Annotated in this window: 20 protein-coding genes and 1 pseudogene; 8 read left to right on the top strand and 13 right to left on the bottom strand. The window is 57.5% G+C overall.

Annotated elements, in window-relative coordinates; translation table 11 throughout:
• Positions 1-176 precede the first annotated feature (176 nt).
• On the top strand, positions 177-617 hold the full coding sequence (locus tag J8G15_RS20530) for a CBS domain-containing protein (RefSeq protein ID WP_210544756.1): 441 nt from the start codon (positions 177-179) through the stop codon (positions 615-617).
• Positions 618-899: 282 nt separating this feature from the next.
• On the top strand, positions 900-1,337 hold the full coding sequence (locus J8G15_RS20525; protein WP_210544755.1) for a SagB/ThcOx family dehydrogenase: 438 nt from the start codon (positions 900-902) through the stop codon (positions 1,335-1,337).
• Positions 1,338-1,869: 532 nt separating this feature from the next.
• Here the strand turns inward: J8G15_RS20525 and J8G15_RS20520 are convergent.
• The 3 genes from J8G15_RS20520 to dctP form a co-directional block, all read right to left on the bottom strand.
• Positions 1,870-3,390: a TRAP transporter large permease subunit gene (locus J8G15_RS20520; protein WP_210544752.1), complete on the bottom strand. Its 1,521-nt coding sequence runs from the start codon at positions 3,388-3,390 to the stop codon at positions 1,870-1,872.
• Entirely contained in the window at positions 3,387-4,031 is a 645-nt protein-coding gene (locus tag J8G15_RS20515; RefSeq protein ID WP_210544751.1) for a TRAP transporter small permease subunit, read from the bottom strand. The genes J8G15_RS20520 and J8G15_RS20515 overlap by 4 nt, the downstream gene beginning before the upstream one ends.
• A gap of 99 nt (positions 4,032-4,130) precedes the next feature.
• A complete protein-coding gene (gene dctP, locus J8G15_RS20510) occupies positions 4,131-5,219 on the bottom strand; it encodes a TRAP transporter substrate-binding protein DctP (protein ID WP_210544750.1) in 1,089 nt (362 codons plus the stop codon).
• Positions 5,220-6,130: 911 nt separating this feature from the next.
• On the opposite strand from dctP, the gene J8G15_RS20505 reads away from it, so the two are divergent.
• A complete protein-coding gene (locus J8G15_RS20505; RefSeq protein ID WP_210544748.1) occupies positions 6,131-7,360 on the top strand; it encodes an IS256 family transposase in 1,230 nt (409 codons plus the stop codon).
• A 241-nt stretch (positions 7,361-7,601) separates the two neighbouring features.
• Here J8G15_RS20505 and J8G15_RS20500 read toward each other — a convergent pair whose 3' ends face one another.
• On the bottom strand, positions 7,602-7,814 hold the full coding sequence (locus J8G15_RS20500; protein ID WP_210544745.1) for a hypothetical protein: 213 nt from the start codon (positions 7,812-7,814) through the stop codon (positions 7,602-7,604).
• A gap of 167 nt (positions 7,815-7,981) precedes the next feature.
• Between J8G15_RS20500 and J8G15_RS21775 the strand changes: the two are divergent.
• Positions 7,982-8,503, top strand: a pseudogene (locus J8G15_RS21775) (GGDEF domain-containing protein); the annotation flags it as partial.
• A gap of 83 nt (positions 8,504-8,586) precedes the next feature.
• Here the strand turns inward: J8G15_RS21775 and J8G15_RS20495 are convergent.
• The 5 genes from J8G15_RS20495 to J8G15_RS20475 form a co-directional block, all read right to left on the bottom strand.
• Positions 8,587-9,591 (bottom strand): 2-hydroxyacid dehydrogenase, encoded by a 1,005-nt coding sequence (locus tag J8G15_RS20495; protein WP_210544744.1) that lies wholly within the window; start codon positions 9,589-9,591, stop codon positions 8,587-8,589.
• Between the two features lie 144 nt (positions 9,592-9,735).
• Entirely contained in the window at positions 9,736-10,863 is a 1,128-nt protein-coding gene (nadA, locus tag J8G15_RS20490) for a quinolinate synthase NadA (RefSeq protein ID WP_210544742.1), read from the bottom strand.
• 110 nt (positions 10,864-10,973) lie between these two features.
• Positions 10,974-11,846, bottom strand: a complete 873-nt coding sequence (gene nadC / locus J8G15_RS20485; RefSeq protein ID WP_210544740.1) for a carboxylating nicotinate-nucleotide diphosphorylase — start codon at positions 11,844-11,846, stop codon at positions 10,974-10,976.
• 104 nt (positions 11,847-11,950) lie between these two features.
• Complete coding sequence (locus J8G15_RS20480; protein WP_240538389.1) at positions 11,951-12,439, bottom strand: DUF1854 domain-containing protein; 489 nt, start codon at positions 12,437-12,439, stop codon at positions 11,951-11,953.
• Positions 12,436-14,703 (bottom strand): ABC transporter ATP-binding protein, encoded by a 2,268-nt coding sequence (locus J8G15_RS20475; RefSeq protein ID WP_210544738.1) that lies wholly within the window; start codon positions 14,701-14,703, stop codon positions 12,436-12,438. Before J8G15_RS20475 ends, J8G15_RS20480 begins: the two co-directional genes overlap by 4 nt.
• 225 nt (positions 14,704-14,928) lie before the next feature.
• Here J8G15_RS20475 and cphA (J8G15_RS20470) point away from each other — a divergent pair, with 225 nt between their 5' ends.
• Together cphA (J8G15_RS20470) and cphA (J8G15_RS20465) are read left to right on the top strand one after the other, a co-directional pair.
• On the top strand, positions 14,929-17,097 hold the full coding sequence (gene cphA / locus J8G15_RS20470) for a cyanophycin synthetase (RefSeq protein ID WP_210544736.1): 2,169 nt from the start codon (positions 14,929-14,931) through the stop codon (positions 17,095-17,097).
• 3 nt (positions 17,098-17,100) lie between these two features.
• Positions 17,101-19,677: a cyanophycin synthetase gene (cphA, locus tag J8G15_RS20465; RefSeq protein WP_210544734.1), complete on the top strand. Its 2,577-nt coding sequence runs from the start codon at positions 17,101-17,103 to the stop codon at positions 19,675-19,677.
• Positions 19,678-19,731: 54 nt separating this feature from the next.
• Here cphA (J8G15_RS20465) and J8G15_RS20460 read toward each other — a convergent pair whose 3' ends face one another.
• From J8G15_RS20460 to J8G15_RS20445, 4 genes are all read right to left on the bottom strand, one after another.
• A complete protein-coding gene (locus J8G15_RS20460) occupies positions 19,732-20,751 on the bottom strand; it encodes an NAD(P)H-dependent glycerol-3-phosphate dehydrogenase (RefSeq protein ID WP_210544732.1) in 1,020 nt (339 codons plus the stop codon).
• Between the two features lie 51 nt (positions 20,752-20,802).
• Entirely contained in the window at positions 20,803-21,261 is a 459-nt protein-coding gene (gene secB / locus J8G15_RS20455) for a protein-export chaperone SecB (RefSeq protein ID WP_210544729.1), read from the bottom strand.
• Between the two features lie 76 nt (positions 21,262-21,337).
• Complete coding sequence (gene grxC / locus J8G15_RS20450) at positions 21,338-21,598, bottom strand: glutaredoxin 3 (protein WP_210544727.1); 261 nt, start codon at positions 21,596-21,598, stop codon at positions 21,338-21,340.
• A 33-nt stretch (positions 21,599-21,631) separates the two neighbouring features.
• On the bottom strand, positions 21,632-22,039 hold the full coding sequence (locus J8G15_RS20445; protein ID WP_210544725.1) for a rhodanese-like domain-containing protein: 408 nt from the start codon (positions 22,037-22,039) through the stop codon (positions 21,632-21,634).
• A gap of 135 nt (positions 22,040-22,174) precedes the next feature.
• Here J8G15_RS20445 and gpmA point away from each other — a divergent pair, with 135 nt between their 5' ends.
• Positions 22,175-22,918 (top strand): 2,3-diphosphoglycerate-dependent phosphoglycerate mutase, encoded by a 744-nt coding sequence (gpmA, locus tag J8G15_RS20440; RefSeq protein WP_210544723.1) that lies wholly within the window; start codon positions 22,175-22,177, stop codon positions 22,916-22,918.
• Positions 22,919-22,985: 67 nt separating this feature from the next.
• Positions 22,986-24,458, top strand: coding sequence for a S41 family peptidase (locus J8G15_RS20435; protein ID WP_210544721.1), 1,473 nt, complete (start codon positions 22,986-22,988; stop codon positions 24,456-24,458).

Genomic DNA, 24,458 nt, shown 5'->3' with positions numbered 1-24,458 from the left:
ACACGCCACCAAAATACCGGCACTCATTTGTGCTGTTGACTCTTGCCTGCCCAATGGATGGGGCCGCGGCAGCTTCAACTTGAGGTTGTTTACCTTTTCCGAGTAAGCGAGCAAACTAGGCTGATGAGCGATACCTCCTACTTCGCTCCACACCACGATCCTTCGAAGGGAAAATCATGAATACTGTTGCGCAGATTACCGGCTCCAAAATCGACCAGGTCACCTACACAATGGAGCCGAGCACCACGGTCCACGAGGCGGTTCGCTTGATGGTCGAGAAGAACATCGGGGCGCTGGTGGTGGTTGAAAACGGAAAGGTCGTTGGCATTGTTTCAGAGCGCGACCTTGCACGCAAGCTCGTGCTCATGGCCCGCTCGCCCATGGACACGCAGTTGGGCGACATCATGTCGAGCCCGGTGATGTGCGTTCGCCCCCACCAGACGAGCGACGAGTGCATGGCGCTGATGACTCAGAACCGCGTGCGCCACCTTCCGGTGATGGACCATGATCAGCTAACTGGGCTCATCTCGATCGGAGACCTAGTCAAAGTCACCATCAAGGAGCAGCAGTTCATCATCGAGCAACTGGAGCACTACATCGTCGGGGAACGGGGCTGACGCCTGGCAGCGCGGTTTTCCGGCCATGGACGACGACGCCAGGATCGAAACGGTGATGCGCTATCAGGAGCGCACCAAGCACCACATCAACCGCTACGCGCCCGGGCCTGGTGAATTCGATTGGGCGAACCAGCCGAATCCGTTCCGTCGCTTAGAAGGCGCACCGCTCGTGCGTCTACCGTTGCGTGGCCCCGACGACGAACCGGAGTCACCCGGTCCGAGGACCTGTACCGTCGCGGTGCGGAGCCGAGCACGCCGCTCACAATTCTCTCTCTATCGCGGTTGCTGCAATACGAGCTGGGCATTTTCGCCTGGAAGCAAGCCGGTGCCACGCGCTGGGCGTTGCGCTGCAACCCGTCCAGCGGCAATCTGCATCCGACCGAGGGCTATCTTCTAATGGGCGCGCTGCCTGGACTCAGCGACACGCCGGGTCGGTGCCACTATGCACCCCGCGAGCACGGGGTCGAACGCCGAGCGGAGTGCAGCACTGACCTGTTCACGGCGTTGATGGATGAGTTTCCGGCGCAGGCATTTCTGCTTGGGCTTTCTTCGATCCACTGGCGTGAGGCATGGCAGTACGGTGAACGTGCGTTCCGCTATTGCCAGCACGACGCTGGGCACGCGATCGGTGCGCCGCGCATCGCCGCAGCGACTCTGGGCTGGAGCGCTTCGCTGCTGCATGGCCTGAAAGACGAGACGATCGACGGCCTCGAAGTTTGAGACGGCGTTGATGAGTTGACGGGCGCTGGACCAGCCCCCATCACGACTCCTTTTTTGCTACATATTAAATAGCATTTTCAGCAGGTATATCAAGGGCCTAAGGCCTAAAAACCACATTAATTATCCGATCGCTTTATGGCAAGGCTGCAGAGGAGCAGGGGCCTTGGTCACTCCCTTTCCCCAGCAGCGAATGGCACAGCACTTTGGGCCAAGGGAACGAGTGGCAAGTCACACTGCCCTGTACTGGCCGCCATGCTGGAGCCAGTCAAACCGACCCTGCTTGGCGGTAGATTTCTGCCTGAAAAAACAGCGGCATACGCGAGGGCATTTGCAGCGAATTTGCATGTGTAGAAAGAAATGGGAGGGACGCAGTTCCAAGAGCATCGATTGGCGCCGGTCTTGCGCGCCAATGCTCCAGATTCTCAGTGACTTTCGCTTTCGCCTATGCCCAGGGCGCTGACGTGTAGACCGCTACTGAGGGCGGTCTACACGGGGTTGCGATCACAGGGCTGACTCTTTAGCCCTCTAACGTTCAGCGCCCATAAACCATATCGGGCAGTCCCGTTGCGATCACCGGAAAGATGACGACCAATGCCAAGGCGAGCACCTGAATCCCCAGGAACACCAAGGACGAACGGAAGATGGTTGCCATGGTGATTTCGGGTGGAGCGACGCCGCGAATGTAGAACAGCGCGTAACCAAACGGAGGCGACAGGAAACTCATTTGCATGTTAATAAGGTAAAGCACGCCAAACCACAACACCACGGCATCCGGCGACGGACCGGGCATCCCGAATAGGCCGTCAAATGTGAGTGATTGGACGATTGGGACGAAGATGGGAACCGCCAACAGAAGAATGCCCACCCAGTCCAGAAACATGCCAAGAATCACCAGCAAGAACATCATCAGGAACAAAATTCCGTAAGAATTCCAGCCCGTGCCCAGAATGGCATCGGTGATGAAGGCCTGACCGCCTTGCAAGATGTACAAGCCGACAAAAATCGATGCGCCAAAGATGATCCACAGCACCATGGAAGTGGCTTTCACCGTTTCAGCACTCGCCGCAATTAATGCTTTGAGCGTGAGCCGCTTGTGCAAGGCCGCCACTGCCATTGCGCCCAAACTGCCCAGACCAGCCGCTTCAACCGGCGTTGCAATACCGGCAAACAGCAAGCCGAGCACCATGGCCACCAACAGGATCGGGGCAATCAGACCGCGCACGAGCAACAGCTTTTCCTTCAGGCTCAGTCGCTCCTCAACCGGAACAGGTGGGCCCAGTTCAGGCTTGAGCGTGGTACGAACCACCACATACAGGATGTACAGGCTGGATAGCAACAAGCCCGGCATCACACTGCCCAGATAGAGTTCACCCACCGATTGTTGAGCCACAACAGCGTAAAGAATGGCCAAAATCGAGGGTGGAATCAACACACCCAAGGTGCCGCCAGCCATGATGGAGCCAATCGCAATTTCGGGATCGTATTTGCGTTTCAACATCGCTGGCAACGCAATGATGCCCATGGTGACAATCGCTGCGCCCACCACACCCACCATGGCCGCCAGCAAGGTGGAGGCGACGATGGTGGCAACGGCCAAGCCGCCGTGCAGCCCGCCCATCCACTGGTAGACCGCGTCAAACAGTTCTTCAATCAAGCCTGCTTTCTCAAGCATGGTGGCCATGAAAATGAATAACGGAATGGCCGCGAGATCCGGGTTGGTCATCATCGGGAAGATGCGACTTGGAATGATGTTGAGCATCGCTGCATCACCCAACAGATAAAGAAACACCACGCCCAATCCGCCCGCCACAAAGGCCAGCGGTAGCCCGGCCATCAGCAGGGCAAACAACGAGCCGAACATGATCCAGGTCAGGGCGGACATCGACACACCGGCAAGAATGCCTTGCATGCGAAACAGGAAGAAGTCATCTCCCCATGGATCGTAAAACCCAATATTGACCGCCTCGACCAGCACCACAGCCAACACGAGCAGCGAAAGCCCATAGGTAATCAGACGTGAACGGGTTGCCGCGCCTTGTGCCGCGGCGTTCATGCTGCCACCTCTGACTTCAACTGGGTTTCATAAATACGAATGTCCTTGATCAGCCGGGAAGTGCCAGCCATAAAAAGGAGAACCGCACCCAGCAGCATGAAACCTTTAACGGGCCAGTACTGAATTTGCCAGGTCTCGACGGATCGCTCATCCATGGACAGGCTACCTGAGAAAAACCGGTAAGAGGTAGTGATCATGGCCAAAATAAAGATGAAAAAGAACACTGATGTGACGACGGAAAAGGCGGCTTGCTTGCGCGCTGAAAGCTTGGTGTAGAGCACGTCCACACGCACATGGGAGCCGTGCAACAGGCCATAGGCACCAGCCATCATGTACTGCATGCCGAAGAGCAAAAAGCTGGCCTCATGTACCCAGATCGTGGGCATGTTGAAGAGATAGCGGGCTGCCACTTCGTATGAATACGCCAGGACGGCACTCACACTCCAAAGGGCAACAAACAAGCCGGTCCGGTCGCTGATCCAGTCCAGCATTCGCTCAAACCCACCTGCGCTGGCGTCGTAAGGAACCGCCGGCAAAACATCTTGTTGCTTTCCAATGAGCAACAGGACCAGCGGCACGACCGCCAACCAGCCCCAGTAAACCCAGTGGGGCAATACAAACCCAATGCTTTCTGATGACATATTAGGATTCCAAATAAAACGAGCGGCTCGGAATGAGCCGCTCTGAAAGTCCGCCTGCGCTTGATGCGCCTGCGGGGTTAACTAGCGGTCAGGGCTCATTTAGAGCTTCTGTCCTTTGAGGTCGGCGTCGGTCAGGTAACCCATCACGCCGTTTTTCATGTAGTCCAACTGCAGCTTAAAGACCTTGGCCGCATCTGCGTCCTTGCGGGCCCAGTTGTACCAAACCGGGATGGCGGCGCGACGGAACTTGTCCACATCCTCCTGGCTCAGGCGCGACACTGATGTGCCCGCCGCCGCGAACTTGCCCATGGCTTCAATGTTTGCCTTCTGGATGGCTACGTAATGCGACAAAGAGTAGGTCTTGACCTGATCTTCCACGAAAGCTTGCATTTTGGGTGACAGCCGCTTCCAAGCGCCCATATTCACCGTCAAGTCCATCAAATCTACGGGTTGGTAAATACTCATGGTGCCAGGAGGGCCCATCAAGATGTACTTGGTGACTTGGTGGAAACCAAGGTCGTAGTTGACCGCAGGGCCGACGAAGTCAGCCGCGTCAATCGTGCCTTTTTCCAGCGCGGGAAAGATGTCCGACCCAGGCAGTGCCACCGTTGAAACGCCGAATTGCTGGAACACTTCAGAGACCATGCCGCCGGGCAGACGAATCTTCTTGCCCTTCATTTCCTCAAGCGAGGTGATTGGCACTTTAGAGTGAATGACATTGGCGTCGTGCTGGATGGTGCCGACAAAGTACAAGCCTTGCTTGGCGTAAATATCACGGGCCATCTGGAGCATGCCAAGACCGTAGTACATGGTGTCCCATTGCGCCGGCTGATCAGGACCGGCGGGGTAGCTGGAGAGAAAAACGGTTGCGGGCATCTTGCCTGCCCAGTAGAGGGTCCAAGGATTCATGCCCTGAAGCACGCCCGACTTGACCGCTTCAAACAGTGCATTGTTGTCGGCTGCCACGGACTTGGCGGCGAAAGGCATGATCGTCAGTTCCCCGCCCGATTTTTCCTTAAAGCCATTGCACCAGGCTTCAAACAGCTTGTAGCCGGTTGTTCCAGCATCCCAAGTCGACTGGACCTTCCAAGTTTGACCGGCCGCAGCTTCTGCATTGCCAATAAACGGTGCCGCCATAGCGCCGATAACACCGGCCTTGATGAGGCCTCGGCGAGATTTGATATCCATATTTTTCTCCTAAGGGAACGGTTGAGACAACAGCAAATTACATTTGTATCTATTAGTTTGCGCTCATCTCAGAAAAGTAATGATCGGGTTAACCCGAGTAATTACTATCATTTAAGTCACAAACACTATGTGCGCTATATACATAAGAACACTCTGTGCGGCGTGATTCGATGAGAGCTTGTTGCCAGCAAAGGCTACTCGATGCTTGCAATGAAAAATTCGTCGTTCACGTTGAAAATTGACTGCTATTCTTCTTAAAAAAAAGGGGCATGAACACTTATTGATGGGAAATTTTTAGTCTGATTACCCGTATCGCCCAAAGGATTAGTCAGAGAAGATTGAAACTCCTCTAGCCAGCACAACGACACCGATGGCGACCGTAGTCAGAAGCATCCGCGCGAGATGGGCAAACACCCCCGGCCCTTCCTAACACCGCGTCGGCGCATGGTCGTACGGCAGGTTTACGCGCAGATCGTGCTTGTTGCTTTGCCAGGGGACTCAACGGACCATGGGCCAATCAGAGGAGCTTAGGTAGAGTGGCTTGGGCATGGCCGCAATGGGCCACGACGGCAAAAAAGGTGTGAGCAAGCAACCCGCCGGAGGGGGAAAGTAGCCAATGCCATTGAACAGCACACCAGTGAAGCCACAGTGAGTATTGAGCCAAGTGTGAGGGTGCCTGGTCGCGCGGGAGGTGCGGTGCCGCCCCGCCACTCCGACGGCGGGTTGCAGACGTTTCGTCTTAGGGGCGTATTGGGTACGGATTGCGGATCCACTCTTCCGGCCCTGCTGAGGCAAGCAGGCCTGAACGTGACGCCACGCAAAGGATGGTTGGTCCAGCGTTGGGCGAGGGTGTAAGAAGTTTTGTGTAAACGGTTATTTGGCAGGAAACTGCTGTCTTGCATGGAGCCGAGATGACCGTAGAGATGAAACCCTTACCCGCCGAGCTGATTGACGCCCTGTTGGCCGACTACAAAAAGCCCGAAGACCTGATTGGCCAGAATGGCCTCTTGACGCAGCTCACCAAAGCCTTGGTCGAGCGAGCTTTGCAAGCCGAATTGACCGGCCACCTGGGTCACGGCAAGAACCAGTTGGTTGCCAATGAAGCGGGCAACACCCGCAACGGGTGCAGCAAGAAAACGCTCAAAGGCGATTTTGGCCAGCTACCCATAGAAATCCCCCGTGACCGCGCCGGCACCTTCGAGCCCCAACTGATTGGCAAACACCAGACCCGCTGGAGCGGCTTTGACGACAAGATACTGTCGCTGTATGCCCGAGGCATGACGGTACGCGAGATTCAAGGCCATCTGCAGGAGATGTACGGCGCCGAAGTGTCTCCTACCCTGATTTCATCCGTGACCGACGCCGTCATGGACGAGGTCAAAGCCTGGCAGTCGCGCCCCTTGGAGGCGCTGTACCCCATCGTCTACATGGACTGCATTCACGTCAAGGTGCGCGACAACGGTACTGTGCGGGTCAAGGCCCTGTACTTGGCCATTGGCGTCAACCTGGACGGCCTCAAAGAGGTACTGGGCCTGTGGATGGCCCAAACCGAAGGGGCCAAGTTCTGGCTGCAGGTGGTGACTGAACTGAAGAACCGGGGCGTGGCTGACATCTTTATCGCCTGCGTAGATGGGCTCAAAGGTTTCCCTGACGCCATTGAGGCAGTCTTCCCCAAGGCGACGGTGCAGCTTTGCATTGTTCACATGGTGCGTCACAGCCTGAACTTCGTGGGGTGGAAACAGCGCAAGGAAGTCGCCGCGGATTTGCGGCTGATTTACGCTGCGCCCACTGAATCCGAAGCTGAGCGACAACTCACGGCATTCGAGGTCAAATGGGACGATTCCTTCGCTCCGATTGGGCGCTCCTGGCGGCGCAACTGGACACGCTTGATACCGTTCTTTGAATACCCGCCAGACATCCGAAAAGTGATTTACACGACCAACGCCATTGAGTCCGTGAACATGAGCCTGCGCAAAATAACCAAGACCCGCGGCTCGTTCCCAACTGAGGACGCAGTGTTCAAGCTGTTCTATCTGGCACTGAACAACATCAGCCAGAAATGGACGATGCCGATTCGGGATTGGAAGGCTGCTCTGAACCGCTTTACCATTCAGTTTGACGAGCGCATGCCGCGCGTCTAACTTAACCGCCGTTTACACAAAATTCGGGACACCCTCCGTTGGGCGCCAGTGTCGGCACAAGCGCGGCCTATGGGGTTGAGCTGATCGACTACTTCGCCAGCGTGGCACCACCATATGACCTACCCAAAAACGACCAACAAGTTTGGCAAGACCTCTCTGCCGATCCAGAAGCCCTCGTCAATCAGGCCGATTTTTTTTATCGAGAGTTCTTTGTGCTTGCTGTCTGCGAAAAAGCTGACTGCTAATAAATGGATTGAGTCGACTCCACCAGACAAGCGATCTCGTCGTCCAGTGGTTCGTCAAAAATGTCCCGGCACAGTTTCAACATATGGACGTTGTCATCTTGGTTGCGCACAAAATTCTCGAAGATGCGGTCAATGATGGGCTTCGTCCAGTACTTGCAAAGGTGCTTCTCCAACCTGTGATGCGGCCTCGCCGATCCAGAAGGAGACATCCACCGATTACCGGTTGGCCGTCGTTTGTCTATAACTAGAGATCCTTAGCTAAAAACACCACGTAAGTGCGTCCAATAGTGGGGCTGGACTCGGCGAAAAATTAGCTACAAAGGTTGACTCGTTCTTTGCGGAGAGGTCTTTTTTTTGGCAAGGACTCATTGCCGTAATGTTGACCTGGTTGGTTACCTTGGTTATGGGCGCTCCAGGCAAGGTGATGCGTCTTCGGCGGCGAGTGGCGCTGGTGGCCGTGGCCACCTATGCTGGATTTGCTGTCGTGCAACAAATGGGGGAGCCTCGTGACCGCTTACGCTCTTGGTGCGGTCAGCGACGCGACTTCCTCGAGCGCGTAGGCGTATTGGCCTCACAAGATGAATTAACCGGCCTTGTGAACCGCCATTCGAGCGAATTGATTGCCAATGTGCAGACCCGGATCCCACCCAACGGATACTCGATGTGTCTTGCGCTCATCGACATCGACATCGATCATTTCAAACGAGTCCACGACACGCATGGACATCAGGCGGTCGACGCCGCGCTAAAGGCTTTTGCCACATCGATGGCCAAGGGCCTGGGTGGGGCCGACATGCTGGCACGTTGGGACGGTGAGGAATTTGTACTCATGGTGCCCAACACCAGCGCTGAGGAGGGCCTTGAATGCCTTGAATGCCTGGAGCGCATGCGCGCTGCTCTGATGACGGAGATGTTCGATGGCATTGCCTCTGGCATGCAAAATACCTTCTCGACCGGCCTCAAACGGCCCGGTGAGCCCAATCAAACCACTCGCTCAATCGACACCGGGTGCAGTACTTCCCCACGGTCCTCGAACGCGTCGATATTGGCCAGCGTCGTCTCGGCAATGGCGGTCAGAGCGTCTTCGGTAAAGAAGGCCTGATGGCCCGTGATAAACACATTCGGGAAGGTCAGCAATCGCGCAAATACATCGTCGCGCAGCACCTCGCCTGAAAGGTCTCGGAAAAACAGATCCCCCTCCTCTTCATAAACGTCGAGTCCGAGGCTGCCCAGCCTGCCGGATTTCAATGCTGCGATCACGGCGGGCGTGTCGATGACCGCGCCGCGGCTGGTGTTGAGCAGCATCGCCCGCGGCTTCATGCGGGCCAACGCGTCGGCGTCGATCAAATGGCGGGTATGCGGTGTCAGCGGGCAGTGCAGCGTGATCACGTCGCTGGTGGCCAGCATCTCTGACAGATCCACATAGCGCATACCCAACGCCACGCAGGCCGGATTGGGGTGGGGGTCGAAACCGAGCAGCTGGCAACCGAAGCCGGCCATGATGCGGGCGACACATTCACCGATCTTGCCAGTGCCGACCACGCCAATGGTTCGCCCATGCAGATCGAAACCGAGCAGCCCTTCCAGGGCAAAGTTGCCCTCGCGCACACGGGCATAGGCGCGGTGCAGATGGCGGTTGAGCGCCAACAACAGAGCCACGGTGTGCTCGGCCACGGCATACGGCGAGTACTCAGGTACGCGCCCGACCACAATGCCCAAGGCAGCCGCCGCTTCCAGATCGACGTGATTGAAGCCGGCCGATCGCAGCGCCAGCACGCGCACGCCGCCAGCATGCAAGCGTTGCAGCACTTTAGCGTCCAGGTGGTCGTTGACGAAGGCGCAGACGGCCAGTGCGCCTTCGGCGGCCCCTGCGCTGTCGGCATCCAGGCATGACTCATGGAATTCGAGCTGGTGGCGCCCGGTCGCATTCGCGCGCGACAGGAAGAGGCGGTCGTAGGGTCGGGTGCTGAAAACGGCAACGCGCATGGTTGTGCTCCTTGATCCACCGCGGCGTCAGCCTGCGTCGGCGGGGGTTTAGGGCTGGCTCATCGCTGGCCAGTAATGATCCAAGCCGAGCATAGACCGGAGTGCACGAGTAGGCCAGCGGGTCTGGCACGCTCAAATTGAAATTTATGCAGCCCCAATGTTCGGGACCAAGCTACCGGCATCTTGCCCACCTTTGAGCGCCGAGGTGAAGGCCAGCATGCGATCAATTGGCACGCGGGCGCGTTCGCCCAGGGATGCATCAATGCGAATCTCATTGGCGCCGATTTCCAGAACGCGGGCCACGTCAGCCAAGCCGTTCATGGCCATCCAGGGGCAGTGGGCGCAGCTTTTGCAGGTGGCGCTGTTGCCGGCGGTGGGCGCTTCCAGAAACACCTTGCCGGGGTTCAGCGTGCGCAGCTTGTGCATCATGCCGTTGTCAGTGGCCACGATGAAGGTTTTGGCATCCATCTCGCTGGCCGCCTTGAGAATGGCCGAGGTGGAGCCCACCGCGTCCGCCAGAGCCACCACGTCCAGCGGGGACTCGGGGTGCACCAGCACTTTGGCGCCGGGGTGCTCTTTCATCATGGCTTCCAGCTCGAAGGCCTTGAACTCGTCGTGCACGATGCAAGAACCGCCCCACATGACCATGTCCGCGCCGGTCTCGCGCTGAATGTAGCCACCCAGGTGGCGGTCAGGGGCCCACAAAATTTTGTGGCCTTTGTCTTTCAGGGCACTGACGATGTCCAGCGCGCAGCTGGAAGTCACCAGCCAATCTGAGCGGGCTTTGACGGCGGCGCTGGTGTTGGCATAAACCACCACGGTGCGGTCCGGGTGAGCGTCACAGAAGGCACTGAAGTCGTCTACCGGACAGCCCAGATCGAGCGAGCAATTGGCACCCAGGTCGGGCATCAGAATAGTTTTGTTGGGCGAGAGAATTTTGGAGGTTTCGCCCATGAAACGCACGCCGGAGACCACCAAGGTGGTGGCTTCGTGGTCACGGCCAAAGCGGGCCATTTCCAGCGAGTCACTGACGATGCCACCGGTTTCTTCGGCCAGGTCCTGCAAATCCGGGTGCACGTAGTAGTGCGACACCATGACCGCGTTGCGTTCTTTGAGCAGGCGGCGAATTTTGTCTTTGAGTTCCGCACGCTCGTCGGGGCTGGGCTCAGAAGGCACGCGGGCCCAAGCGTATTTGATGGCGCAAACATCAGTGCCCAAGACGGCGTCTTGCTGCGGCAGTTCATATTCAACATTCAACAGATTGGACGACATGGGGCACACCTCACAATTTCTACAAAATTCGGCTTACTTTGAACGGAAGCCGTCGAACCGGGATAAAAGCCTACTTCAGGCCAACCCGGTCAGGATCAAGGCGTCGCTGCCTATTCGGCGCTGAAGCGCATGGAAAAGTCGATCGCCTGCACATCTTTGGTCAGAGCACCAATGGAGATGCGATCCACCCCGGTGGCGGCGATACCGCGAACGGTGGTCATGTTGACGCCGCCGGACACCTCCAGAATCGCGCGCCCGGCGTTGATTTGCACGGCCTCACGCAGCATGTCGGGCGTCATGTTGTCCAGCAACACCATGGTGGCACCGGCGTCCAGAGCCTCGGTCAACTGGGCCAGGGTCTCAACCTCGATCTCGACGAAGGTGGCATTGGGGGCCACTTGCGCCGCTCGCGCCAAAACCGCCGAGACACTGCCCGCTGCGGCAATGTGGTTTTCCTTGATCAGCACCGCGTCATAAAGACCGATGCGGTGGTTGGTGCCGCCGCCGGTTCGCACCGCATATTTCTGCGCCAGACGCAGACCGGGCAGGGTTTTACGCGTGTCCACAATCTGCGCGCGGTTGCCCGGCACGGCTTGCACGGCATCCACGTAGCTGGCGGTTTTGGTGGCCACGGCGCTCAAGGTTTGCAAAAAATTGAGTGCCGTGCGTTCGGCGGTGAGCAGCGCGCGGGCCGAACCGGTCATCTCCAATACCACCTGATCGGCGGCGCAACGCTCGCCCTCGCCCACCAACCATTGAATTTTTGCGGTGGGGTCCACCTGCTGCAAAGTGGCTTGCACCCAGGGCGCCCCACAAATCACGGCCGCTTCGCGGGCCAGCACCCGGGCTTTGGCTTGGGTGGCAGGATCAATCAAACCCGCGGTGAGGTCGCCAGCACCGACGTCTTCCGCCAAGGCACGTGCGGCGTCGGTCTGAGCGAGTGCGGCCAACGCGGCGGGAGAAAAATCGAAATGAGTGGTCATGGAGAGCCCGCAAGGTGGCACACTGCCCATGGATCAAGGTGCAACAATTACTATCAAAATGATAGTTACTTCCGCATACTAAATAGGGGCTAGAGGCTAATTTGTTATAGAAAACGATCCATGATTCTACGGCTCTCCTTGCTGAGCAGCGAGAGGTCACGAATCTTGAACTGAATGCCGTGGGAGTCGGTGACTAGCAACACGGTCGGCCCCACGCGACGGATGTCTTCGTCGCCGCGCAGCACAAAGCGGGTGTCACCCCGGTCGGTCTTGACGCTCCAAGTGCAAGGGGTGGAAAAACTGGTAACGCTGACAATATCCTGAATCTCGGGCATGAATTCCCGCGTGTCCAACGCCTCTTGGATCAAGGCCTGAACCGGCGCCGGGGCATCGGTAAGCCGGTCCAACCAGCCCACCTCATGGCCGTCGGTGGCCACCAGGGCGACGCCATCTTGCGGCGCTTGAATGGGGTAGGCCCGCACGGGTACCACGCCCTCGAAGACCTCGCCCTCGGCATTGGTCAAAACCAACCGTCCAAAGGCGTCGCGAGTAAGTTGAAAACGAGACTTGTTCATGGGGGTGATCTGGCTCATGGGGCATCGTCCATGTCGACGTCCATATTGCGGGCTTGGGCCTGGTAGAGGTTGAAATAAGCGCCTTCGCGCGACATCAGGTCATCATGCGTGCCAATTTCGACCACCTGTCCGCGGTCAAGCACCACCAGCCGGTCGGCCCTGTGCAATGTCGACAAGCGGTGGGCAATGGCGATGGTGGTGCGACCCTTCACCAAGTTTTCCAGCGCCTTTTGAATTTCTTTCTCTGTCTCGGAGTCCACCGACGAGGTGGCTTCGTCCAAAATCAGAATGCGGGGGTCAATCAACAAGGCGCGTGCAATCGAGATACGTTGACGCTCACCACCCGACAGGCCCTGGCCACGTTCACCCACCATCGAGTCGTACCCCTGCGGCAAGCGCAAGATGAACTCATGCGCGTGGGCAGCACGGGCGGACTCGATGATTTCCTCGCGGCTGGCATCTGGCTTGCCGTAAGCAATGTTTTCCGCAATGGTGCCAAAGAACAAAAACGGCTCTTGCAGCACCAAACCGATGTTGCGCCGGTAGTCCGCCACCGCATAGGAGCGCACATCCACGCCGTCGACCTTGATCGAGCCCTCGGATACGTCGTAAAAACGGCAAATCAGGTTGACCAGAGTGCTCTTGCCCGAGCCGCTGTGGCCCACCAAGCCAATCATTTCCCCAGGTGCAATGCTCAGATTGACGCCGCGATTCACTTCGCGGTTGCCATAGCGAAAGCTCACATCGGTCAGCTCGATGCTGCCCTTAACGGTGTCCAGCGGCACAGGCTTGATTGGCTCTGGTACGCTGGAGACGTGGTCCAAAATGTCAAAGATTCGCTTGGCTGCAGACGCTGATTTCTCAGTGACCGACACAATGCGGCTCATCGAATCCAGGCGCCCATAGAACCGGCTGATGTAGGCCACGAAGGCAGTCAACACACCCACCGTGATGTTGCCCTTGGCCACCAAATAGATACCAAAGCCCCACACCACCAGCAGACCCAGCTCGGTGACAAAGGACACACTGGGCGAAAACAGCGACCAAATCTTGTTCAGCTTGTCATTGACGGCCAGATTGTGCTTGTTGGCTTCGCGAAAACGGGCGGACTCGCGAGTCTCTTGGGCGAAGGCCTTGACCACCCGAACGCCGGGAATGGTGTCGGCCAGCACACTGGTCACCTCGGACCAGACCCGGTCAATCTTCTCAAACCCGGTTTGCAGCTTGAAGCGCACCGCATGAATCATCCAGATGATGAAGGGCAACGGCACCAAGGTGGCCAGGGCGAGCCAGGGATTGATGGAGAAAAGAATGGCCGCCGTCATCATCAGCATGAGCACATCGGTCGCAAAGTCGAGCAGGTGCAAGGACAAGAAGACGCAGATGCGGTCACTCTCGCTGCCAATGCGTGACATCAGATCACCCGTGCGTTTGCCACCAAAGTACTCCAGCGACATGCGCAACAAATGGTCGTAAGTGGTGGTTCGCAAATCTGCCCCGATGCGCTCCGACACCAGCGCCAGCACATAGGTCTTGGCCCAGGACAGGCCCCAGGCCAGAAAAGCGGAAGCAAACAAGCCCGAGAGGTACATCGCCACCAGCGAGGGTTCGATGTGCTGACCGTTCTGAAACGGAATCAACACCTCGTCCATCAAGGGCATGGCTAAATAAGGCGGAACCAGACTGGCGGCCGTGCCCAACAACGTCAGGCAAAACCCCAACAGCAACTGCCCTTTGTACGGTTTGGCAAAGCGCCACAGCCTGAACAGGGTCCAGGTGCTGGGCGGTGTGTGCATGACCTTGGTGCAAATCGGGCACTCTTCCTGGTCCGGCGCCAGCGGGGCCTTGCAGCTGGGGCAACGGTTGCCTTCAGCCACCACGGGTGCCTGGCCGGTGACATGGCTTTGCAACTGGATTTGAAACTGATCTTGCAAGCGAATAGCCTGCAAGTTTCGCCCCAGTGTGAAGCGCCAACTGCCCAGCAGGCCCTGGTCGCTGATCAGACTCAAATTTCCAACACCTGCATGGTCATGGTGGGTGAGCGTCAGACCCGCCTGGTAGGGCCAGGACTGCCACCCCGACGGGCCGGCTCGGCTAAGCAGCCGCTGGTCGGTGACCAACACCAACGAATTCACAAAGAAGAGACGTGTGTCAAGGTCCACCTCAAGCACTGCGAGGACGTTTTCGCCACTTTGGAGTTGCGTCTGTACATCAGAGCGCCACTCCTGCGGGATATCGTTTGTTGGCAAAGCAGAAGCGATGGCGAGGGAATCGTTTGTCATTGAGACCAGAAAACTTTCAATTTCGGTGTGGAATTGGGGTCAAATCGTGAGTCAGCGCGGGCATTTGTAGTGAAAATCCAGATTAGCACGATGTTTCGAGGTGCCCATCAAAGTTTAAAACCCACTTTAGTTGACAATTATCCGTGGGAGCGGGATTCCATCAGGGTGCTATGCTAAAAAACAAAAGAAGCATGCCGAACCAGATAGTCACACTTGTTGAGATTCATGACGACAACTACCATTAAGTTACTGCGTGTTACCTATTTGCGCGGCCCCAATATCTGGACCTATCGTCCGGTCATCGAGGCTTGGGTCGACATTGGGGCACTGGAAGACCAACCCTCCAACACCATTCCAGGTCTGTATGAGCGCCTGACTGCCCTGCTGCCCGGGCTGCAAGCCCATCGCTGCGGCGTGGGCGAGCCTGGCGGTTTTCTGCAGCGCTTGCGAGATGGCACGTGGGCCGCTCACATTCTGGAACATGTTGTTATCGAGCTGCAGAACCTGGCCGGCATGCAGAGTGGCTTTGGGAAAGCCCGTGAAACCTCGGTGCGCGGGGTGTACAAAATGGCTTTTCGCACCCGCCAGGAACAAGTCGGGCGTGCCGCACTGGCCGCAGCCAATGACTTGCTCATGGCCGCCATTGACGACCTCCCCTATGACCTCGACTCCACGATCGTGAAGCTGAGAGACATGGTCGACTCCTTGTGCTTGGGACCCAGTACCGCCCACATTGTGGATGCGGCAACCGACCGGGGAATTCCTCATATTCGGCTAACGGAGGGTAATTTGGTTCAGCTGGGCCATGGCAGCAGCCAACGCCGCATCTGGACCGCCGAGACCGATCACACCAGTGCGATTGCCGAAGAAATTGCCGGCGACAAAGACTTGACCAAGTCGCTGCTCAGCGCTTGTGGCGTACCGGTGCCTCAAGGTCAGTTGGTACAAACAGTGGAAGAGGCTTGGGAAGTTGCTCAAGACGTGGGCCTTCCCGTGGCCATCAAGCCCGAAGACGGCAACCACGGCCGGGGCGTGTCACTGGATCTGGACCAACGCCATGACGTGGAAGCAGCGTTTACTCTGGCCCAGGGCCAAGGCAGCGGTGGCGTCATCATCGAGCAATTTATCCCGGGCAACGAGCATCGTCTGCTTATTGTCGGCAAACGTGTGATTGCCGCCGCTCGGGGCGAAACTGCCTCGGTGACTGGAGACGGCCAATCCACCATTCTGGAACTGGTGAACAGCCAGCTCAACTCCGACCCACGGCGCGGCATCAACGAAGACGCACCGTTGGGGCTGATTGAGCCAGACAAATCAGCGGAGATTCAGCTCGATTTGGAGCGCCAAGGGTTCACGGCGGCCTCCATTCCGGCCAAAGATAAAACTGTGCTGATTCAACGCAACGGCAACGTCTCCAATGATGTGACCGACATCATGCACCCCACCGTGGCCGCCATGGCTGCCCTGGCGGCGCGGGTGGTCGGGCTGGACATTGCCGGTGTTGACATGGTGCTGGAAGACATCTCCAAGCCGCTGACTTCACAAAGAGGTGCGGTGGTCGAAGTCAACGCCAGCCCCGGCCTGCTGGCCCATTTAAAGCCCGCTGCGGGCTCGCCTCGCCCCATTGGCAAGGCAATCATTGAGCACCTGTTTGACGCCGACAAGAACGGACGCATTCCTGTAGTGGGCGTAACAGGCACACGCAACACCACGCGCATCGCGCGCTTGGTGGCTTGGCTGCTTTTCATCAGCGGCAAGCATGTGGGCCTGTCCTGCCAGGATGGATTTTTTCTGGGCAACCGCCAGGTTGAGGCCAAGGATGGCGTCAATTGGGAGGGGTCCGAGCGGGTGTTGATCAACCGCGGCGTGGACGCAGGCGTGTTTGAGAATAGCAGCCGAATGATCCTGAGCGAAGGCCTGGCCTACGACAAATGCTCCGTGGGCGTAGTTACCGACGTCAGCGACTTTGAGAGTCTGAGCGAGTTTTATATTGACACCTCGGACAAGCTCTACAACGTGATTCGCACCCAGGTGGACGTGATTCTCCCCTCCGGCACCGCTGTGCTGAACGCGGCTGACCCACAAGTCGTCCAAATGGCCCCACTGTGTGACGGCAACGTTATTTTTTACGGGCTGGACGCCAAACTCCCTGCCATTGCCAACCACCGTGTGGGTGGTGAACGTGTGGTGTATCTTCACAAGCAACACATTGTGTTGAGCCAGGGCATGGAGGAAGTGGGCAGCATCCCACTCAATACCCTGAAGCCCAGCAAAGCTGACCAGCCCGAAATGGTGATGGCCGCAGTCGCGGCCGCCTGGGCCTTGGGCCTGTCACCCGAACTGATTGGTGCCGGACTTCGCACCTTTGATTCAACATCGAAAAAGAGTATTTGAGCCATGGAAGTCTCCCGCATCCGAGCCCTTCGCGGCCCCAACCTATGGACACAACACACGGCTATTGAGGCAGTAGTCACGTGCACCGCTCAAGAATGTGCAATTACCGCTGAAACTGGTTTTGAAGTTCGTCTGCGTACCCGTTTTCCAGCGATCAGCCCCCTTCAGCCAGCCGGACACGACGACAAAATCACCCTGGCACACGTGCTGGGCGTCGCCGCCATTGACCTGCAATCCCAGGCCGGCAGCCCCGCCACTTTTCGCCGCACCGCGCCAACGGTTGATCAAGGTGTTTACCAAGTGGTCTTTGGTTATTCAGAGGAAGCTGTTGGCCGTCTGGCACTGGAACTGGCTGAGGCCCTGTGCCTGGCCGCTCAAAACGACACCGAATTTGACCTCGACAAAGCGCTTGAGCAGTTGCGGAATCTGGACGAAGACGTGCGATTGGGACCCAGCACGGGCTCGATTGCGGACGCCGCATTGGCGCACAATATTCCCTATCGGCGCATGACTGAGGGCAGCATGATCATGTTTGGCTGGGGCAGCAAACAGCGTCGCATTCAAGCCGCCGAGATGGACAGCACCAGCGCTATCGCGGAAGCTATTGCACAAGACAAACAACTCACCAAAAAACTGTTAGCCGCTGCTGGCGTCCCTGTGCCGATGGGTCGCGAGGTCGATACGCCTGAAGACGCCTGGGCGGCCGCGTGCGAAATTGGGCTACCCGTGGTGCTCAAGCCTAAAGCCGGCAATCAGGGCAAGGGTGTGACAGTCAACATCACGTCACGGGAGCAATTGGATACGGCGTATGCCGCTGCCGCCCACTTCAGCGACGACATTCTGGTCGAGCGCTTCATGCCGGGCCACGATTTCAGGCTGCTGGTCGTTGGCGACAAGCTGGTGGCTGCCGCCAGACGAGCCGCGCCTCACGTCGTCGGTGACGGGGTTCACACAGTGCGGGAGCTGGTTGACGAGGTAAACAGCGACCCCCGCCGTGGCACAGGTCATTCCACTTCACTCACTCAAATTCGGTTCGACGATATCGCGTTGGCTTGCCTGGCCACGCAGGGCCTGACAGCCGAGTCAATCACCCCCTTCGGACAGCGCATTCCCTTGCGTCACAACGCCAACCTCTCCACCGGTGGCTCGGCCACCGACGTGACCGACGATGTGCACCCCGCCATTGCCGAGCGCGCAGTCGCGGCCGCTCAGATGGTCGGTCTGGACATTTGCGGCGTCGACGTGGTGTGCGACAGCATTGCGCATCCACTTGAAGGCCAGGGCGGCGGCGTGGTCGAGGTGAACGCGGCGCCAGGCTTGCGCATGCACCTTTCCCCGTCTTATGGCAAAGGTCGCCCCGTGGGCGAGGCGATTATTTCCAGCATGTTTGGAGACACAGAAAACGGTCGCATTCCATTGGTCGCGGTCACCGGAACCAACGGAAAAACCACAACCGTGCGGGTTATTGCCCACTTGCTAACCCACAGTGGCCTGCGAGTTGGCATGACCAGCACGGATGGTGTCTACATCGAAGGTCAGCGCATTGACACGGGCGATTGCAGCGGCCCCAAGAGTGCACGCAGCGTGCTGCAGCACCCTGACGTCGACGCAGCGGTGCTTGAGACAGCCCGTGGCGGCATGTTGCGTGAGGGCTTGGCCTTTGACCGGTGCGACGTGGCCGTGGTCACCAATATCGGCAGCGGCGATCACCTGGGCTTGAACTACATCACCTCGGTGAATGACTTGGCGGTGCTCAAGCGCGTCATTGTTCAAAACATCAAAGACGGCGGCGTAGCCGTCCTGAATGCAACGGATCCGAATGTTGTCACCATGGCTCCGCATTGCCGGGGCACAGTGACTTACTTTGCCTTGGACCGCTACCACCCCGTGATGACCACTCATTTGGCGTTGGGGCGGCGCGCAGTGTTTGTCGAAGATGGGCACTTGGTGGCCGCAGAAGGCAGTTCAGTGCATAGGATTGCATTGGCTCAAATCCCGATCACCCGCGGTGGAACCATTGGTTTTCAGGTTGAAAACGTGATGGCCTCCGTCGGCGCAGCTTGGGCGCTGGGCATCGACTGGGGCACGATTCAAAATGGATTGGCCAGTTTTGAGAACGACGCCAATAACGCCCAAGGGCGTTTCAACCTGTTCAATTACCGCGGCGCAACGCTGATTGCCGACTATGGGCACAACCCGGATGCCATTGCCGCTCTGGTTCAGGCCGTGGACAACATGCCGGGCAAACGGCGCTCGGTCGTGATCAGTGGTGCCGGCGATCGGCGGGATGAGGATATTCGCCAACAGACCGAGATCCTGGGCGCTGCATTTGACGAGGTGGTTTTGTACCAAGACCAGTGCCAACGCGGACGCGCAGACGGTGAAGTTGTGGCGCTGTTGCGCGCAGGTTTGTCCAACGCCAGTCGAACGAAGGTCACCAAGGAGATTCAGGGGGAGTTTCTGGCCATTGACACTGCGCTGGCAAGTCTGAGTGAAGGCGACTTGTGTCTGATTTTGGTGGACCAGGTGGAAGAAGCGCTGGCCCATATTGCGAGCCGAATCGCGCAAGACGCGGGCTAGCCGATTTGAGCCGAGAAAGAGTCTGGCGCCTATCGATTGGCGCCAGACCCTGACTCAGACCACCTCGTCGACCGGGTCCCGTCCCATCAGATCGGCCACGGCCTGCTCAGGCTGCACCCGTCCATCAAGCAGCGCCAAGACGCCTTCGCTGATGGGCATCTCAACCCCCAGGCTCTGGGCACGCCGCACAACCGTGCGGGCGCTGTAGACCCCCTCGGCAACATGCCCCAGCGAGGTGACCGCTTGCTGCAAAGTTTTCCCCTGAGACAACAACAGACCGACCCGACGGTTGCGGCTCAAGTCACCGGTCGCTGTGAGTACCAAGTCACCCAAGCCGGACAGGCCCATGAAAGTTTCGGCCCGGGCGCCCAATGCGAGCCCCAAACGGGTCATTTCCGCCAGCCCCCGCGTAATCAGGGCGGCGCGGGCATTCAGACCCAGATCCAGTCCATCACAAAGGCCTGTGGCAATAGCCAGCACATTCTTCACGGCTCCACCCACTTCCACACCGACGATGTCATCGTTGGCGTAGACCCGAAGGTTGGGGCTATGAAACGCCGTCACCAACGCGTGGCGCACCGATTCGTGCGCACTTGCCGCTACCAGGGCGGTGGGTTGACCACCCGCCACTTCTTGCGCAAAACTGGGACCACTCAAAACACCCGCCACCAGATCAGGGGCAACTTGCGATTGAATTTCGTGACCCAAAAAGCCAAGACGACCATCTTCTGCGGCTTCAAAGCCTTTGCACAACCAAGCCACAGGCACCCGCGTCGATGCAATTTGGGCCAGCATGTCTCGCAGGCCCGCCATGGGCGTCGCCACAATCACCAAATCGGCATGCTGGACCAATTGTCCAAGTGAGGGGCTGATCGCCACTGAGCTGACGGCCAGTGACGCTGGGAAAGGGCTTCCTGCCAGATAGCGAATGTTTTCCCGATGAAGCTGCATGGCGGCGGCCTGCTCGGCGTCGCGCGCCCACAGAGTCACCGCGTGCAAGTTCAAAGAATTTTGGGCAGCGCTGATGGCCAGCGCTGTGCCCCAGGCCCCTGCTCCGATTACTACCATATTCATAGCAGCCTATCGAGCAAGGACGGAGACTTGTCGGGGATTTGACCCCAAAATTTACTGAGTAACAATGCTGGGAGCTTCCTCTTCGGCGTTGGCTTTTTGCTGCTCGTACATGGCCTGGAAATTGATTTCCGACAAATGCACGGGCGGGAATCCAGCACGCGAGATCAAGTCGGCCACGTTACCGCGCAAGTAGGGGTAAACAATTTGTGGGCAAGCAATGCCCATGATCTGCCCCATCTGCTCTTCAGGCAGGTGGCGAATCTCGAAAATTCCGGCCTGTGTGGCTTCCACCAGAAAAACGGTTTTGTCTTTGATTTTGGTCTGCACCGTGGCAGTCACTGAAACCTCGAAAACGCCTTCTGCCACGGGCGCTGCATTGACACCCAGTTGAATGTCCACCGTTGGGGACTCTTGTTCCAACAGGATGGCAGGCGAATTGGGCTGCTCCAGAGACGCCTCTTTCAAATAAACGCGTTGGATCTGGAAAATTGGGGTTTCTTGTTCTGCCATGGTATTTCTCTTTCGTTAAAACAAAGTCCGCGCCGCGATACTGGGAGCGGACACAGGGAATCGATCGCCGATTATCTCAGGCGGAATTCAGCAAAGATTTCAAGCCGCCCTGACTCTCCAGCGCCACCAAATCATCACAGCCACCCACATGGGTCGCGCCAATGAAAATTTGGGGCACGGTGCGCCGACCGGTGATTTTCATCATTTTGACGCGCTGCTCGGGCACCTCATCAACACGAATTTCGTCCATCTGCTCGACACCATTCGCTTGAAGAATTTGTTTGGCGCGGATGCAATAGGGGCAGGTTCCTGTGGTGTAAATTTTGACAACTTGCATGCAATAGCTCCTCAATCAATTCAATGCGTGATTTCAAGACTTCTCGACGGGAAGATTGGCGGTGCGCCAAGCGGCCAGACCACCCGACAAGGACTGTGCCTTCTCGTAGCCCAATTTCTTGGCTATCGCCGTCGCCCGGCCTGAACGCGCACCGGACTGGCAAACCAAGATGAGTGGCACGCCCTTGTTTTTCACCAAAGAAGGCAGCTTCTCTTCCAGTTGACTCAGCGGGATGTTCTTGGCACCGCCGACGTGACCAGTGGCAAACTCGGAGGCTTCACAAATATCAATGACCACCGCTTTTTCACGATTGATGAGCTGAACGGCGGCTGCAGCGCTCAAAGCGCCCGCTCCACCCCCCATCAGCGTAGGCCACAGGAGCATTCCCCCAGAGGCCAGTGCGACGCTCAGGATCATCCAGTTGTCGAGAATAAATTTCACTTTGTTCCTTGTAAGTAACCGACGGTAAACCTGACATTTTAGAATGCAGGCGCGCGTCGCGCTCTCATTCTCTGTTTTGCCTCACCCAATGTCCTGTTTTCAGAGACGTTGGGGTAACCTGATTGCTTACACACCATGTACAAACTAGTGCTTATCCGCCACGGCGAATCCACTTGGAACCTTGACAACCGTTTTACAGGCTGGACGGACGTTGACCTTACGCCCACCGGCATTGAACAAGCCCAGGCAGGGGGAAGATTGCTCAAGGCCGATGGCTATGAGTTTGACATTGCCTACACCAGCGTGCTCAAGCGCGCCACGCGCACGCTTTGGCATGTGCTGGACGAAATGGACCGCACCTGGTTGCCCGTTGTCAAAAGCTGGCGCTTGAATGAGCGCCATTACGGCGCTTTGCAAGGCCTCAACAAAGGTGAGACTGCCAAAAAATACGGCGATGCCCAAGTGTTGATCTGGCGTCGCAGCTACGACACGCCACCTCCTGCTCTGGAAGCGACTGATCCTCGCTGCGAACGCAGTGACCTCCGCTACGCCAAGCTGACACCCGATCAAGTGCCACTGACCGAGTGTTTGAAGGACACGGTCGCACGCGTCATGCCCTTTTGGGAGGACGCATTGGCTCCTGCTATCAAAGCAGGCAAACGGGTGGTGGTCGCGGCGCACGGCAATTCGATTCGCGCCTTGGTGAAGTACCTGGACGATATTTCCGACGACGACATCGTCGGTCTGAATATCCCCAATGGCATTCCGTTGGTGTACGAGCTGGATGAAAACCTTAAACCAATTCGCCATTACTACCTCGGCGATGCAGAAGCGGCGGCCAAAGCGGCGGCCGCTGTGGCATCTCAGGGTAAAGCGTAAGTAAATCCGGAACCTCTTCGGCGAGCAACGCTCCAACCGTGTACATTGGAATGACACAGGAATATATATGGGTCAAAAACTGAAAATTACGGGTTGGATTTCGCTGGGCGTGATGGCGGGGGCCTTGACCACCGTCTCATTGCAAACAGTGGCGCGAGGCACTTTGGAGCCATTGCCGATGGAGGAGATACAGCAACTGACAGCTGTGTTCGGCATGATCAAGAGCAACTACGTTGAACCAGTCGACGACAAAAAGCTGATCACCGATGCGATTGCCGGCATGGTGGCGGGTCTGGATCCACACTCCGTCTACCTCGACAAAAAAGCCCTCAAGGACTTCAATGAGGGAACCACCGGCAAATTTGTCGGTGTTGGCATCGAGATCTCCCAAGAAGACGGCTTGATCAAAGTTGTGTCGCCCATTGAGGGCTCCCCCGCTTTTCGCGCCGGCCTCAAACCCAATGACCTGATCACCAAGATTGATGACACCCCCGTCAAAGGGCTGACGCTCAATGAAGGCGTCAAACGCATGCGAGGCGACCCCAACACCAAGGTGGTACTGACCATTTTCCGCAAGGCTGAGAACCGGTCGTTTCCGGTCACGATCATCCGCGAGGAGATTCGCACACAATCGGTCCGCAGCAAGGTCATTGAACCCGGATATGCCTGGATTCGCCTCAGCCAGTTCCAGGAGCGCACGGTTGAAGACTTCGCCCGCAAGATGGAAGAAATTTACAAGCAAGAACCCCGCCTAAAAGGGCTGGTGCTTGATTTGCGCAACGATCCGGGCGGCTACCTGGACGCAGCGGTTGCCATCTCTGCCGCCTTCCTGCCTGAGAACGTGACGGTTGTGTCGGCCAACGGCCAATTGGCAGAAAGCAAATTCACGTTCAAGGCGTCGCCACAGTTCTATCAGCGCCGCGGTGGGCCTGACCCACTGAAGCATTTGAACGAAGTCACCAACGGTGCACTGAAAACCGTGCCCTTGATTGTTCTGGTGAATGAGGGTTCCGCATCCGCGAGTGAAATTGTGGCCGGGGCGCTCCAAGACCACAAACGGGCCGCCGTCCTGGGCAACCAGACTTTTGGCAAAGGCTCGGTGCAAACGGCAGTTTGCCTGGATTCCTCGTTCCGCATGGACAACTGCCCCACAGCAGCCCTCAAACTGACGACCAGCCGCTACTACACCCCCAGCGGCAAGTCGATTCAAGCCAAAGGCATTATTCCAGACGTGATGATCGACGAGACGGAGGAAGGCAACCTCTTTGCCGCGTTGCGCACTCGTGAGGCCGATCTTGAAAAGCACCTGAATAACCGTCAAGGCGGAGAAGTGAAGGACGACACCCGCGAGAAAGCCCGGGAAGAAGCTCGCAAGCGACTGGAAGAAGAACTGAAGAAACCTGTCGCCGACCGCGTCATCCCTGAATTTGGCTCTGACAAAGACTTTCAGCTCAAGCAGGCTATCAATCAGCTCAAGGGCTTGCCCGTCCTGGTCAGCAAGACCATGGTGGCACGCGAAGAAGAAAAGAAAGAAGAATAG

It is taken from the genome of Rhodoferax sp. PAMC 29310, assembly GCF_017948265.1.
GTDB lineage: Bacteria > Pseudomonadota > Gammaproteobacteria > Burkholderiales > Burkholderiaceae_C > Rhodoferax.
This window is presented reverse-complemented; position numbering and strand designations above follow the sequence as displayed.